Genomic DNA, 12,770 nt, shown 5'->3' with positions numbered 1-12,770 from the left:
AGACAGGCCTCGGCCGAAGCGGTAGCATGGGCCGCGCAACCAACCCGGGAACCTTTTACCGGCAGGCGCATCCAATGCGGATGTAACGACTGCCGGGAGATCGGGACGAGATGAGAAAGCGTGCCATGCAAGCCGCCGAGGTCGGCCCGGTCGAGGCCGGCGACATGGTACTGGTGCGCCGGGCGCTTGCGCGCGATCCTGACGCGTTCCGCGCCATCATCAAGACGCATAACCAGCGGCTCTACCGCATCGCGCGCGGCGTCGTGCGCAATGATGCGGAGGCCGAAGACGTCTTGCAGGAAGCCTATATGCGCGCCTTCACCAGCCTCCATGCCTTTCGCGGCGCGGCCTCGCTTTCGACCTGGCTGTCGCGCATCGTCATCAACGAAGCGCTCGGCCGGCTGCGAAAGCGCAAGCGCATCGCGGCGGTGTCCGGAAATCCGGAAGCGCAGATCATCCGGTTTCCCCTGAACCAAAACGGCTTGAATCCAGGTGACGATCCGGAGCGAACGATGGCGCAGCGGCAGATCCTCGGGCTTGTCGAACGGGCGACCGACAGCCTTCCCGATGTCTACCGCACCGTCTTCGTCGCCCGTGTCATCGAGGGCCTCAGCATCGAGGAAACCGCCGACCTGCTGGGGCTGAAACCCGAGACGGTGAAGACCAGGCTGCACCGGGCGCGAGCGCTGGTGCGAAAGGCGCTGGACGACGAGATTGGCCCGGTGCTGCTCGACGCCTTCCCCTTCGCCGGCCGGCGCTGCGAGCGGCTGACGCAGGCGGTGATGAGACGGCTGGGATTCGAGCCCTGATTTCGATCCTCCCAGACCTTTTCCGGGAACGTTTCGTTCCGACCTGCATCCAATGGCAGTCAACACCAGATGAAGCCCGAGGCCAGCGCCGCCGGGCGAAGGAGATGCCATGTTTATGCGATCGACCGCCACCCTCGCCGCACTTTTCTTCGTGAGCACGGCGCCGCTGGCGCTAGCCGCCGAAAAGCCCACCGATCCTCAGATTGCCCACATCGCCTATACGGCCGGCACGATCGACATCGAAGCGGCCAAGCTGGCGATCAAGAAGTCGAAAAACAAGGAGATCGTCGACTTCGCCAAGGACATGGAGCGCGACCACGAGGCGGTGAACAAGCAGGCGCTCGACCTTGTGAAGAAGCTGAAGGTCACACCCGAGGACAACGACACCAGCAAGGCGCTGGCCAAGGCCGCGAAGGAGGAGCACGCCAAGCTGGCGAAGCTGAAGGGGGCAGCCTTCGACAAGGCCTATATCGAGAACGAAGTGGCCTATCACAAGCAGGTCGACAGTGCCCTCGAAACCCTGCTCATCCCTTCGGCCAGCAATGCCGAATTGAAGAGCCTGCTGGAAACCGGCCTCAAGATCTTCCAGGGGCATGAGCAGCATGCCGAACATGTCGCCGGCATGCTGAAATGAGGGTGCTGCTTCTTGCGCCTGTGCTGGCGACGGCGCTCTTCGCGTCGCCGGCCTTCGCGGCGACCATCGAGGTGACGATCGACAAACTGGTCTTTTCGCCGGCAAGCGTCCAGGCCAAGGTCGGCGATACGATCGAATGGGCGAACAACGACATCCTCGCCCACACCGCGACAGTCAAAGGCGGCTGGGATGTGATGATCCCGGCAAAGTCGAAGAGCAAGGTCACGCTGAAGACTGCGGGAGCGGTCGACTATTTCTGCCGCTTCCATCCCAACATGAAGGGTCATATCGACGTAGCGCCTTGATCTTCCATTGCCTGGGCCAGCCGTAAACAGAGCGAGGCGCGCAGTGCCTCGCTCTGTTTTATTAGCAGCGATCGTTCTGACGTCGGCGCTACCTGCTTGCGGTCGCCGTAGGCCGCCATATCGCACGGTCGTTTCGAGGAATAAACGACATCTTGCCGGCAAGTTGCCGAATGGAGCCCGTAGATCACACCAAAGCTCTGCCGCAATTGGCAAAGTCGAGGCCGTTGGCGACACGCCACGGGCTTCCGTATCGCGCAATAATATTTCCTCCAGCATCGACGAAGCGGATTGGTTTGGCTTTCCAACCGACACCTTTGACGGCATTGCCGGCAGCACGAAATTCTCGTTCGACAGGACCTGCCATGGCGTTTCGCCTCTTCGTTCCGATCCTCGCCGGCGCGACGCTTCGCGAACGGCTGCTTGCCTGTATCGGCGCGACCATCGGCATCGCACTTACCGGGATGATCAGCGGGCTGGCCATGGGCAGCGGCCCGCTTGTGGCCATGTTGGTCGCACCGATGGGCGCTTCCGCCGTGCTCCTCTTTGCGGTTCCGTCGAGCCCGCTGGCGCAGCCCTGGTCGATCGTCGGCGGCAACACGATTTCGGCGCTGGTCGGCGTGACGGTCGCGCATTTCGTGCATGACACGGTGATAGCCTCCGGCCTTGCCGTAGCGCTGGCGATCGCCGCCATGTCGTTCACGCGCTCATTGCATCCGCCGGGAGGTGCCGCGGCGCTTACCGGAGTGCTAGGCGGACCGGCGGTTGCCGCCGCGGGCTTCCTGTTTCCCTTCGTGCCGGTGGCGCTGAATTCGACCATCCTGGTGGCGCTCGGCTTCCTCTTCCACAAGCTGTCTCGGCGCAACTATCCGCATGTGCATGTGCCCGCCGCCAGCGGGCACGGCACCGCCGACCGGCCGCCGGCAGAACGCGTCGGCTTCCGGCCCGAGGATGTCGACGCAGCCCTCTCGGCGCTCGACGAGACCTTCGACATCGACCGTGACGACCTGGAGCGCCTGCTGCGGCAGGTCGAACTGCAGGCGATGGTGCGTTCGCAGCGCACGCTGCTTTGCCGGGACATCATGTCCCGCGATGTGATCTCGGTGACCGAAACGGCCTCCGCCGACGAGGCGCGCAAACAGCTCATAGACCACAACATCCGCACCCTGCCTGTAGTCGACACGAAAGGCCGTCTCACCGGCGCGGTCGGCTTGCGCGAGCTGATACGAGCGACCGACACCGTGAAAGGAGTGATGTCGAAAGCCGGAACGGCATCGCCCGAAACGCCGGCGATGAGCCTCCTGCCGGTGCTGACCGACGGCCGCAGCCACGCCGTGGTGATCGTCGATGGCGAGCAGCATATCCTCGGACTGATCACCCAGACCGACCTGCTGGCGGCGGCCGCGCGCGTCCAGGCACCGGCGCCGCTCAAAGCGGTGGCATAGAGCCAGATCAATCACCGGCCCTATCCCCGCTCGCCATTCGATCGAGCCATCGCTCCTTTAGTGTCAGCCGGCCGGGTGACATGCGTCCATGCGCCGTCATAGACCGGCTTGCGCCGCTCGATCCACGCACTCAGCCCTTCGCGCAGGTCGGTCGTGGGGGCCATGCGCGCGAACTGCTCGGCCTCGACCAGCAAGCCTTCGGCAATGCTGTGATTGATGCCGCGGGTGACTGCGGTGAGGATAGCGGTGACGGCAGCCGGCGAATGGCCAATGATGCGCCGAGCGAGATCCTGCGCCTGCGGCATCAATTCGGCATGTGGCACGACCTTGTTGACAAGGCCAAGCTCGACGGCGCGGTGCGGCGAAAACGCCTCGCCGGTCAAAAGCAGTTCAAGGGCCCGCTTGCGCCCGGCAAGCCTCGGCAGCCGCTGCGTGCCCCCGAAGGTGGGCGGCATGGCGAGGTTGATTTCCGGCTTGGCGAACAGCGCGCGATCGCTGGCGATCGCCAACGGCGCCGCTTCGGTGATTTCGCAACCGCCGCCGAAAGCCAGGCCGTTGACGGCGGCGATAACGGGTTTGCGAAAGGCCTCCAGCCGCGCCGTCAGGCGTTGGCCGCGCGCCACGAAATCGCGCAGCGCGACATCGGCGCCTTCGGCCACGCCCAACGAGAATTCGTGAATATCGGCACCGGCGGAAAAAGCCCGCTCCCCTGCCCCGGTAAGAATGACGGCGCGCACGCCATCTTCTGTCTCGATCCGGTCGAGGAGCGAAAGCAGCCGGTCGATCAGCGCGTAGTTCAGCGCATTCAGCTTGTCGGGGCGGTTGAGGGTGAGGATTGCGACGCGATCGCGCATCTCGCTCAGCACAAGGTCGGTCATGACTTATCCTTTCCAGCAGTTCGGCCGATAAGGAGCAGGCTTTCGATTGCTTGTATATTCACTAGTCGGTATACTTATCGGATGAGTGAAAACACCAACCCCACCCGAAAACGTCTCGTCGACGCGGCGACCAGGCTGTTCTATGCCGAAGGCATCGGCCGCGTCAGCGTCGATGCGGTGGCCGAGAAGGCCGGGCTCACAAAGCGCACGCTCTACTACCATTTCAAGAGCAAGGACGATCTGATCGCGGCCTATCTCGACGGCCGCGATCAACCCAATCTCGAGCAGATGGCCGGCTGGTTCGATGCGGCCGAAGGCGGCGCGGATAAAAAGGTGGCAGCAATCTTCACCAATCTGGCGCGGGTAGCGCGCCACCCCAAATGGAAGGGCTGCGGTTTTCTGCGCACGGCGGCAGAGTTGGCGGCGACGCCAGGGCACCCGGCGGTGAAGGCCGGAGCGCGCCACAAGACCAATTTCGAAAAATGGCTGGCCAGCGCACTTTCAAGCCACGATATCGGCGCAGCGAAGATGCTGGCGCGCGAGATCGTGCTTCTGATGGACGGCGCCTTTTCGAGCATGCTGATCCATCACAATCCCGACTACATCAACGCCGCCGGCCATGCCGCCGCGACGCTGATCCGGGCGAGGATGGCGGGCAAGCACGAAGCTTGAGCGTGACGCTCCCGGCGCGTCGATTGTAGCGGTCAGAGAGGCGGTCTTCAGGACAAGGCCAGCCAGGCGGTGCCGGCGAGAAGCGTCACCAACGTCAGCGGCAGGCCGACCCTGAAGAAGGCCGAGAAGGAAAGCTCCTTGCCGGCCGCCTTGGCCTGCTCGGCGACGATCAGGTTGGCGACCGAGCCGAGCAGCGTGAAATTGCCGGCAAGCGTCGAGCTCATCGCCACGACCAGCCAGGCGCGCTCTGGGTTCTCCAAGCCGGGAATGAAGGGCCTGAGCGCCAGCACCGCCGGCACGTTGCTCATGATGTTGGAAAGCACCGCGGTGAAACCGGAGAGCCGCCAGACATCGTCGAGGCCGATATTCTTCGCCCAAGCGATCATGTCGGGCGTGAGCAATGTGCGCTCGGCGCCTGCCATCACCACGAACAGGCCGGCAAACATGAACAGCAGCGGCCCGTCTATCTCCCGGTAGATGCGCCGCGGCTTGATTGCCCGGGTGACCAGCAGGAAGGCGCCGGCAATCAGCGCCGCCTTGGCGACGGGAACGCCGGCGAAGAAGGCTAGCGCCAAGAGGACGCAGACGATGGTCGCCTTCAGCACCTGCCCAGGCAGCATGCGGCCGCGATAGACTGCCGGGCTGAGCTCGGCGGGCCGGGAGAACTCGGCGCGGTAGACGACGCGCACAATGACAATGACGCAGAGCAGGCCGAACAGCGCCACCGGCGCGAGCGCCAGCGTGAAGGCCGGATAGGAAATGCCAGACAGCGCGCCGATCACCATGTTCTGCGGGTTGCCGGTGATGGTAGCGACGCTGCCGCAGTTCGAGGCCGTGCAGGTGGCGATGAGGTAAGGCACCGGGTTGCGGTTGATGACCCGTGTGACGTGGACGACGATCGGCGCCATCACCAGGCAGATCGCGTCGTTGACCAGGAAGGCAGAGAGCACGCCGGTCAACAGCGTCACCATGACCAAAAGCATGAATGGTGCATGGGCATGCTCGATGGCGAAGCCGCCAAGCGCGCGGAACGCTCCCGAAACCTTCAGATGCGCGACCACGATCATCATGCCGAGCAGCAGCGTGATGGTGTCGAAGTTGATGGCTTTATAGGCGTCCTCGATGCCGATCGCGCCGATGGCGATCATGGCGGCGCCACCCAGCAGCGCGATGCCGGCGCGGTCGATGCGCAGGCCCGGAATGCGGCCGACGGCCACACCGGCATAGGTGGCCACCAGGATGAAAAATGCGCCCGCGCCAGTCCACGTCATGCGAAAAAGGTTCCCGTTGCCTGCGCTGTTCGCCAGAATCTGCCGGCGCATGGACGCGCATCACTTTTAGCAAGGGCGAGGCAAAGAGAAAGCGCGCAAGGGCGCGAAAGCGGATGACGTTTTCGTGGCTTTCACATTCATAAACCCTAATGTAAAGAATAGTGAATAACCTATGTGACCGATAATCCAGGCGTTGGGGACTAAACGGATGAACACGGTCGTTGAAGCGGAGCATCGCGTCCCGTCGGGGGAGAAATTGATGCGTTCGCAGGAATGCTCCCGCTGTCACGGGGCCAAGAAGGTTTTCGTTTGCGCGCGCTGGCTGAGCTCGAACGGCCATTGCTGCCCGGAAGGCACCCATCGGGCGAGTTGTCCGGGACACAGCATCGTCTGCCTCGAATGCAGCGGGCGGGAGAGCTAGCCGGCTCCGGCAAGCGGTTGCCGGGGTACCGTAGCCACTGCTTCCAGGGTTACCGCGCGGGGCGGTCTGAGCGCGAAAAAGCGTGCTCGGCTACGATGTGCTTCTCGCCGCCCGAGCTGCTTGGGGCACCTGGCGAGAAGCTGAGGGATGCGCTGGACGACTATCAAATCCGTCCGAGCACAACCAGAATGATGACAATAACAAGAACCAGCCCCAAACCGCCGCCGCCATAGTAGCCAGTGCCATAGAAAGGCCCCCCGCCTATGCCGCTAAAGCCGCCAAGCAGAGCAAGGATAAGAATGATGATAAGAATTGTGCCGAGACCCATGGCCTTTTCCTCTTTCTGAAGCGCGAACCCGGTGCCGTTATGACCAACTCAACTCGCAAGCGGCGCGCATGTTCCGCTCACCTCCGGGCCGATTCTACTCGGGGCTGGCCGAGTAAGACGAAACCATCGGCTGCCCAGGGTTGGCCTCAAGCTTGATGGGGACCAAAAACATAAGGGCGATTGCGATGGCGATCGACGCAATAACAGTAGCAGTGCTGAACACGTCCTTCATATTATCATCCCTAATATTCAAAGATGCTGCACAACGCGCTCGCCAAGTCCCTGTTCCACTTCGCGCTCATGGAACCATTTTCGCGTCCACAACGTTTGGGGCAGCCTGATCTGGGCAACCTTGGCAAACGGAGGCAGGCCTATGGGCGCATCGGTTCTTATCGGCATCCTGATCACGTTCCTGGTGGTGATCCTGGTGCTCTATCTCGTACAACGCCTGCCGCTTGACGCCCGTGCGCGCCAGATCGCGCAGATCATCGTCATCATCATCGGTATCATTTCGCTGCTCAAATACCTTGCGGTCTTCTAGCCGCGATCCATATTCGACACCCGGGAAACTTCGATGCCGGTGGCCGATGAGAACCCAGTCGATCGCATTTACCGCGGGCAGAATATTGTGGGCCGGCACAATGTTATGCAGCTCCAGCGCCGCCTATGCCAGGCCCGACACGCGCGCGATGACTTGCGCGCAGACGCAGGCGCTGTTCAAGAGCGATCATGCCGCAGTCTTGACCACGGGTCCGAACACCTATGACAGGTTCGTTCGGCAGTTCGGCAACGAGTGCGACTGGCCGGAAGTGCCAGTCCCGACAACGGTTCCGACCAAGGACGGCGGGTGCCGCCTCTATCGGTGCGAGGAGCCGATCAACCTTCCCGATTGACCCTTGCTTCTTGGGCCTGTGCGGAACCATTGGAACGTCTTGTGGGTTTTAGCAGCCGGCAGTCGGGCTTGCCGGGCGTGAGAGATGTTTGCCTCCGCGCGTAACCGCAGGAAGGAACGGCCATGTCTGAAATCGCGCGCAGCGGCAGTTGCTTGTGTGGCGGCGTGCGGTTCCGCGTCACTGGCGAACCGCTCCGGGTCGGCCTCTGTCACTGCAAGGACTGTCGCAAGACAAGCGGATCGGCCTTCCATGCCTACGCCGTATGGCCGCTACGGGCGTTCGAGACCACCGGCATCACCAGCAGCTACGGGACTCGAAGTTTTTGCCCCTGTTGCGGAAGCCGCGTTCCGTTCGTCGGCGATGACGAGGCCGAGGTCACGATCGGCAGCCTTGACGTTGCGCCCACCGAAGGGTTGGTGCCGAGCTACGAACTCTGGATCGGACGCCGTGAGCCCTGGTTGCGACCCCTGCCCGGAGCGCGTCAGTTCGAGCATGATCGGGTCGCTGATGATCCAGCCGCAGGCGATGAACCCGGCGCGGAGCCACAACAAAGGTCAGCCTAGGTCGGGCTCTTGGCAGACTTTGGCCGGTGCGACAACGACCTTCAGTCCAGCGGCTGCCACCGTGCAGTCCGAAAAAGCGCTTGACTGCCGATTGACGGGCGCGGACTTTCCTCGAAGTCTGCTTTTCAAGCGGCTGTCGGTTTGCCAGCCAGTCAGCTGCGGTTAGCTCTTTGAACGTGGTAAAATGTGAGTCGTCGCCGGCATGGTCTCAGGCACAGAGGTTTTACCGATCTTACAAAATATAAGAATTTTCAACCATGTTTCCCGCAGAAATACAACCTTCGATATTGCTTCCCCCGTCATTCGCGATGCTTATCCCTTGAATACAAGCTGCAGTTGCATTACCATGGTAAAAAATTCTTTCGGCTCACGAATTTTCAATCACTACTGCTTCCGGTTATAGCGAACATGACGCTTGAATTGCCATGATCGGCAAGCGCTATGACTTCAGGCCTCGTACAAAAGGCCATCTTTGTTTCTTCTCGCTTTTGTTACATAGTACTGTCGAATCTTGAAACCGGACGGGGCGGTTTTCATGACGTTGGCGCCTGAACACGGCCGCAGCTTACATATGCGGTATCCACCGATAGACGGGTTCTGGACCTGGGACATCAAGCGTGACCGTGTCTATGGCGATGCTAATCTTTCAGATTATTTCGGTTTGACACTCGACGAATTCTCCCACGGCGCGTCGCTGGAGCGATGCATGCAAAGCATCGATCAGGACGACCGCTCAAGGGTTCGGCTGGCTATCCGCAAGGCTGTGGAGCGCAGGTCCAGCTTCAGAGAGGTCTATAGGGTCCGTTCCGAGAAGATGGGTTTGCGCAAGATCCTGGCCGTCGGTCAATGTTACGTCGACGGGATGGGCGAGGCGGCCCTCTATCCTGGCTGGTTCGTCGATCTGACGAATGATGCCGCGTGCGAGGAACAGGCACTGCGCGAGATTTACAACCATGTCGGGCAGGCCAGGGACATAGCGCGATCGATCGGACACGACCTGATGTCCTACCTTCTGGATAATATCGAGGAAGAGGTCGAGCAGCGGCTCGATAGAAGACTGGGGAGGCGAAGATCGTCCTGAGGCCGCCTCCCAACGTTTCAAGGCTGGCTTCGCTTGCCGCGCCTACCGACTTCAGCCGTGACCATGCGCGCGAAGTGGGATTGGGGCGACCGGCGCTCGATGAGTTTGGCCCGTTCCAGGGCCGCATCGCCGTAAAATTCGATCAGCACGCCGGCGGCCTTGGCGGCATCGGCTCTCAACCGACCGAAATCGGCCTGGCCGCTCTCGGTCGAAGCCCCGCTCCTGGCAATCACGTCAAGCATGGCTTGCAACTTGTCAGGAGTGCTGCCCTCGTCTTCGTGCATGGTCGCTATCCGATTGGGCGCGTAAAATATCGACATTTCCGCTCAATGTCCAACGGGTTCGTCGATCGGGCATCGATGCAACCGGGTACAGCTTCGCCGCGAGCGCGGCCACAATCTTCATACAAGCATAGTGAGCCAAACTTACCGCGCATACATTTGGGGGGAACCCATGGACCAGCCTAGCAAAATGGAAAACCTGCAGTTTGCGCAGGGGATCTTGCGGGAACTTCGCCAGAAGGCCGAAGCCGATGGCGAAAAGCTGCTAACCTACCTGATCGACATGGCTTATCTCGAAGCCAGTGACCGCATCCGCGCCCACTGGATCGGCAGCCACGAACACGAAGGCCGCCGCGCCAAGGGCTGAGCCTGCCCAAGGCAATTCGGACGATGCGCACCGTGGGTTTCCGTGCGGGATTTGCCCGGAGCGATACATCCTGAACGCAAAAAAGCCCGCCATACCTCTTAGGCATGGCGGGCTTGAATTCGGAGACCAAGGCTAAATGCGATAGCCTCGCTGCCGATCTATGATGCGGCAGCCTTTTGGCGGACCGGAAGCTTCCACCCCGGCCGCGCGAAGTGGCAGGTGTAGCCGTTGGGATAGCGTTCGAGATAGTCTTGGTGCTCGGGCTCGGCTTCCCAGAAGGGGCCCACCGGGGCAAGTTCGGTGACAACCTTGCCGGGCCACAGGCCGGACGCGTCGACGTCGGCGATCGTGTCCTCGGCGATCCGCTTCTGCTCGTCGCTGGTATAGTAGATCGCCGAACGATAGCTCATGCCGATGTCGTTGCCCTGGCGGTTCTTCGTTGTCGGGTCGTGGATCTGGAAGAAGAATTCGAGCAGCGTGCGGAAACTGGTCCTGGCCGGGTCGAAGATGATTTCGATCGCCTCGGCGTGGGTGCCGTGGTTGCGGTAGGTGGCGTTGGGGACATCACCGCCACTGTAGCCCACTCGCGTTGAGATCACGCCGGGCAGCCGCCGGATCAGGTCCTGCATACCCCAGAAGCAGCCGCCGGCCAGTACCGCGCGCTCGGTGGAAGAAGCCATGTCATACCTCCTTTGGATTGCTCCATATGTAGGCGCTGTGGTGCACCTCTTCCAGCCGCGCAGGCGCCTGGCGAAGGCAAGATAGCTTTCGTCAGGCAAAGGTGGAATGTTTCATGAGGGCGCTCAAAAATGTCGGATTAAGAATCACATGGAGCAAGGCTGCCCTCAGAACATCTCTGCTATTCCTCTCGTGCCGATCGGAATCTACGCACCACCACCTCGAACACAATGTCTGAAAGTTGCTCGACAATGGTTTGACTGACATCGACACTTTCCGAGAAATCCTTGGGCAGCAGCGTCAGCACGACCTTCAGATACTGGTCGGGCTTTTCGGCGCGCACCGCGGCGATGACGCCGGCGCCATGGGCGCGGAAGTCGGCGCGAAGCGCGGCGGCGAAGTCGTCGCCGAGCGTCTTTCGCGAGCGCTTTGGGCGGCCGGGCAAAGCGGCATCGCCGCGGGGAGCCTGCGGCTTTCGCCCTGCCCGCTTCGCCCCAGCGGGCTTGCGCCGCGCGGTCTTGTTTTCGTCAGCCATGAGCTGCCGCATCGGATGAGGCGGCCTTTGCAGCCTTCGCCTTGCGGGCCTTGCGCGCAGGTTTCCTGCGCGGCTTGGAGCGTGCCGGCTTGGCGGACCCGGCCGCCGGCTCGGCCATTGCCTTCAGCGTCGCGATGGCAGCGCGGGCTGCCGAGGGGCGAAGGCCCTGGGGCGCAAAGCCGAAACCGGCGACGGCATCCACCGTGCCGCCACGCACCATGCCGATGCGCACGCCGGGCGCGACCTGCTCGACGTGGCTCGAGGTCTGCGGCAGGCTTGCGCTCTCGAATTCGCCGATGGCGCTGACGATCTCGGCGCCGTCATCGGCGATGACGATGGTGGCGTAGCGTGGCATTGGGGGCCTCTGTGTTGCACGCGGATGGATAAGGCGGCGTTCCTTCGCGCCCTCGGTTCCGCCGGTGCTTAGAAACAAAAAACCCGCCTTGCGGCGGGCCGTTGGCGCAAATCAGCACCATGGGGAAAATAATAGCAGAGCTGCCCTCACCCGGCAATGGGGTATAGGCAAATTTTCCTAATTATATACTTGACGCACCAGAGTGAATTTGCGATAACAAACCCAAGGAGTTACCGCAATGTTCGATCTGACCGCCGAGATTTACCACGACGCCGACAAGGCCCGCGAACATCTGGAAGCCATCCACTGGCCGCATGGTCCGTTCTGCCCTCATTGCGGCAATGCTCGTCCGGAGCGCATTACCAAGCTTGCCGGTAAGTCCACGCGCCCCGGTGTCTACAAGTGCAACGAATGCCGCCAGCCCTTTTCCGTGACTGTCGGGACCGTATTCGAGCGCTCCAAAATCCCGCTCAACAAGTGGGTGCTTGCTTCGCATCTCTATGCCTCGTCCAAGAAAGGCATGTCGGCTCACCAGCTCCACCGTATGCTTGGCGTCACCTACAAGACCGCTTGGTTCATGGCGCATCGCATTCGCGAAGCCATGAAGGAAGACGTTAAGTCATCCGGCCCGATTGGCGGCGAAGGCAAGACCGTTGAAGCCGACGAAACCTACATCGGAAAGCGCGAGACGCCGCGCACGCCGTCGCCTCAGCGCAAAGGTCGTCCCTATCTCAAATCTGGCGGTAACCAGAAGCGCACCGTCGTCGGCCTTGTCGAGCGCGGCGGCAAGGTCCGCATGTTCCACTTGAACGACGCCACCGCTTCAACCGTGCGCGAAGTGCTGGTGCGCAACGTTGACCGCAAGTCGATCCTCTACACCGACGCTTCGCGCCTCTACACCCGCACCGGCGAGGAATACGCCTCGCACAAGACGACCAACCATGCGCAGGGCGAATATGTTCGCTATGAAGGCGAGGAGACTATCCATTCCAACACGATTGAGAACGTGTTCTCAGTATTCAAGCGCGGCATGATCGGCGTCTATCAGCACTGCGGCGAAGCCCATTTACACCGCTACCTTGCCGAGTTCGATTTCCGCTATAACCGCCGCGCTGCCCTAAAATCTCTGATGTAGAGCGCGCCGCCGATCTGCTTCGCATGGCCCGCGACAAGCGCCTCACCTATCGGCGGATTGGTGAAGCCGATCACGCCTAAGCAGAAGGCCCGCAAGCTTCTTCGACTACTCAAGAAACGCCG

General features: G+C 61.7%; 19 protein-coding genes and 1 pseudogene. 11 read left to right on the top strand and 9 right to left on the bottom strand.

What is annotated here, in order from left to right:
- The first annotated feature begins 110 nt into the window (after positions 1-110).
- The 3 genes from MJ8_RS13680 (at position 111) to MJ8_RS13670 (ending at position 1,748) form a co-directional block, all read left to right on the top strand.
- Entirely contained in the window at positions 111-809 is a 699-nt protein-coding gene (locus MJ8_RS13680) for an RNA polymerase sigma factor (RefSeq protein WP_225248247.1), read from the top strand.
- A 109-nt stretch (positions 810-918) separates the two neighbouring features.
- The gene (locus MJ8_RS13675) at positions 919-1,443 is read left to right on the top strand and encodes a DUF4142 domain-containing protein (RefSeq protein ID WP_140751966.1); all 525 of its coding nucleotides are present in this window, start codon (positions 919-921) and stop codon (positions 1,441-1,443) included.
- The gene (locus MJ8_RS13670) at positions 1,440-1,748 is read left to right on the top strand and encodes a cupredoxin family copper-binding protein (RefSeq protein WP_201414853.1); all 309 of its coding nucleotides are present in this window, start codon (positions 1,440-1,442) and stop codon (positions 1,746-1,748) included. The genes MJ8_RS13675 and MJ8_RS13670 overlap by 4 nt, the downstream gene beginning before the upstream one ends.
- Before the next feature lie 184 nt (positions 1,749-1,932).
- Here MJ8_RS13670 and MJ8_RS13665 read toward each other — a convergent pair whose 3' ends face one another.
- Positions 1,933-2,112: a hypothetical protein gene (locus MJ8_RS13665; RefSeq protein ID WP_201414852.1), complete on the bottom strand. Its 180-nt coding sequence runs from the start codon at positions 2,110-2,112 to the stop codon at positions 1,933-1,935.
- Between MJ8_RS13665 and MJ8_RS13660 the strand changes: the two genes are divergently transcribed.
- Complete coding sequence (locus MJ8_RS13660; RefSeq protein WP_201414851.1) at positions 2,111-3,190, top strand: HPP family protein; 1,080 nt, start codon at positions 2,111-2,113, stop codon at positions 3,188-3,190. The genes MJ8_RS13665 and MJ8_RS13660 overlap by 2 nt on opposite strands.
- A gap of 20 nt (positions 3,191-3,210) precedes the next feature.
- Here the strand turns inward: MJ8_RS13660 and MJ8_RS13655 are convergent, their stop codons facing one another.
- Positions 3,211-4,068, bottom strand: coding sequence for a crotonase/enoyl-CoA hydratase family protein (locus tag MJ8_RS13655; protein ID WP_201414850.1), 858 nt, complete (start codon positions 4,066-4,068; stop codon positions 3,211-3,213).
- Positions 4,069-4,149: 81 nt separating this feature from the next.
- Between MJ8_RS13655 and MJ8_RS13650 the strand changes: the two genes are divergently transcribed.
- Positions 4,150-4,740 (top strand): TetR/AcrR family transcriptional regulator, encoded by a 591-nt coding sequence (locus MJ8_RS13650; RefSeq protein WP_201414849.1) that lies wholly within the window; start codon positions 4,150-4,152, stop codon positions 4,738-4,740.
- 47 nt (positions 4,741-4,787) lie between these two features.
- Here MJ8_RS13650 and MJ8_RS13645 read toward each other — a convergent pair whose 3' ends face one another.
- From MJ8_RS13645 to MJ8_RS13635, 3 genes are all read right to left on the bottom strand, one after another.
- Positions 4,788-6,011 carry an anion transporter gene (locus tag MJ8_RS13645; RefSeq protein WP_201414848.1) on the bottom strand — a complete coding sequence of 408 codons (1,224 nt, stop codon included), beginning with the start codon at positions 6,009-6,011 and terminating at the stop codon, positions 4,788-4,790.
- A 584-nt stretch (positions 6,012-6,595) separates the two neighbouring features.
- The gene (locus MJ8_RS13640) at positions 6,596-6,760 is read right to left on the bottom strand and encodes a DUF3309 family protein (protein ID WP_082045228.1); all 165 of its coding nucleotides are present in this window, start codon (positions 6,758-6,760) and stop codon (positions 6,596-6,598) included.
- A 94-nt stretch (positions 6,761-6,854) separates the two neighbouring features.
- Entirely contained in the window at positions 6,855-6,992 is a 138-nt protein-coding gene (locus MJ8_RS13635) for a hypothetical protein (protein ID WP_201414847.1), read from the bottom strand.
- Positions 6,993-7,133: 141 nt separating this feature from the next.
- Here MJ8_RS13635 and MJ8_RS13630 point away from each other — a divergent pair, with 141 nt between their 5' ends.
- From MJ8_RS13630 to MJ8_RS13615, 4 genes are all read left to right on the top strand, one after another.
- Positions 7,134-7,301, top strand: coding sequence for a Thivi_2564 family membrane protein (locus MJ8_RS13630; RefSeq protein ID WP_095819989.1), 168 nt, complete (start codon positions 7,134-7,136; stop codon positions 7,299-7,301).
- A 100-nt stretch (positions 7,302-7,401) separates the two neighbouring features.
- Complete coding sequence (locus MJ8_RS13625; protein WP_318528212.1) at positions 7,402-7,653, top strand: hypothetical protein; 252 nt, start codon at positions 7,402-7,404, stop codon at positions 7,651-7,653.
- Between the two features lie 122 nt (positions 7,654-7,775).
- Positions 7,776-8,216 carry a GFA family protein gene (locus tag MJ8_RS13620; RefSeq protein ID WP_201414845.1) on the top strand — a complete coding sequence of 147 codons (441 nt, stop codon included), beginning with the start codon at positions 7,776-7,778 and terminating at the stop codon, positions 8,214-8,216.
- A 535-nt stretch (positions 8,217-8,751) separates the two neighbouring features.
- The gene (locus MJ8_RS13615; protein ID WP_201414844.1) at positions 8,752-9,297 is read left to right on the top strand and encodes a PAS domain-containing protein; all 546 of its coding nucleotides are present in this window, start codon (positions 8,752-8,754) and stop codon (positions 9,295-9,297) included.
- 17 nt (positions 9,298-9,314) lie between these two features.
- Here MJ8_RS13615 and MJ8_RS13610 read toward each other — a convergent pair whose 3' ends face one another.
- Positions 9,315-9,581, bottom strand: coding sequence for a hypothetical protein (locus tag MJ8_RS13610; protein ID WP_201414843.1), 267 nt, complete (start codon positions 9,579-9,581; stop codon positions 9,315-9,317).
- A gap of 169 nt (positions 9,582-9,750) precedes the next feature.
- Between MJ8_RS13610 and MJ8_RS13605 the strand changes: the two genes are divergently transcribed.
- Entirely contained in the window at positions 9,751-9,945 is a 195-nt protein-coding gene (locus MJ8_RS13605) for a hypothetical protein (RefSeq protein ID WP_127235553.1), read from the top strand.
- 158 nt (positions 9,946-10,103) lie between these two features.
- Here MJ8_RS13605 and msrA read toward each other — a convergent pair whose 3' ends face one another.
- The 3 genes from msrA to MJ8_RS13590 all read right to left on the bottom strand — a co-directional run bounded on the left by msrA (position 10,104) and on the right by MJ8_RS13590 (position 11,513).
- Positions 10,104-10,625 (bottom strand): peptide-methionine (S)-S-oxide reductase MsrA, encoded by a 522-nt coding sequence (gene msrA / locus MJ8_RS13600; protein ID WP_201414842.1) that lies wholly within the window; start codon positions 10,623-10,625, stop codon positions 10,104-10,106.
- Positions 10,626-10,804: 179 nt separating this feature from the next.
- On the bottom strand, positions 10,805-11,158 hold the full coding sequence (locus MJ8_RS13595; protein ID WP_225248246.1) for a hypothetical protein: 354 nt from the start codon (positions 11,156-11,158) through the stop codon (positions 10,805-10,807).
- Positions 11,151-11,513: a hypothetical protein gene (locus tag MJ8_RS13590; RefSeq protein WP_201414840.1), complete on the bottom strand. Its 363-nt coding sequence runs from the start codon at positions 11,511-11,513 to the stop codon at positions 11,151-11,153. The genes MJ8_RS13595 and MJ8_RS13590 overlap by 8 nt, the downstream gene beginning before the upstream one ends.
- A 238-nt stretch (positions 11,514-11,751) precedes the next feature.
- Here MJ8_RS13590 and MJ8_RS13585 point away from each other — a divergent pair.
- Positions 11,752-12,728 (top strand): annotated as a pseudogene (locus tag MJ8_RS13585) (IS1595 family transposase).
- Positions 12,729-12,770: the final 42 nt, after the last annotated feature.

This window comes from Mesorhizobium sp. J8 (assembly GCF_016591715.1).
In the GTDB taxonomy this organism is placed as follows: Bacteria; Pseudomonadota; Alphaproteobacteria; order Rhizobiales; family Rhizobiaceae; genus Mesorhizobium.
The sequence above is the reverse complement of the archived record's forward strand: the minus strand, read 5'-3'. Positions and strand labels throughout refer to the sequence as shown.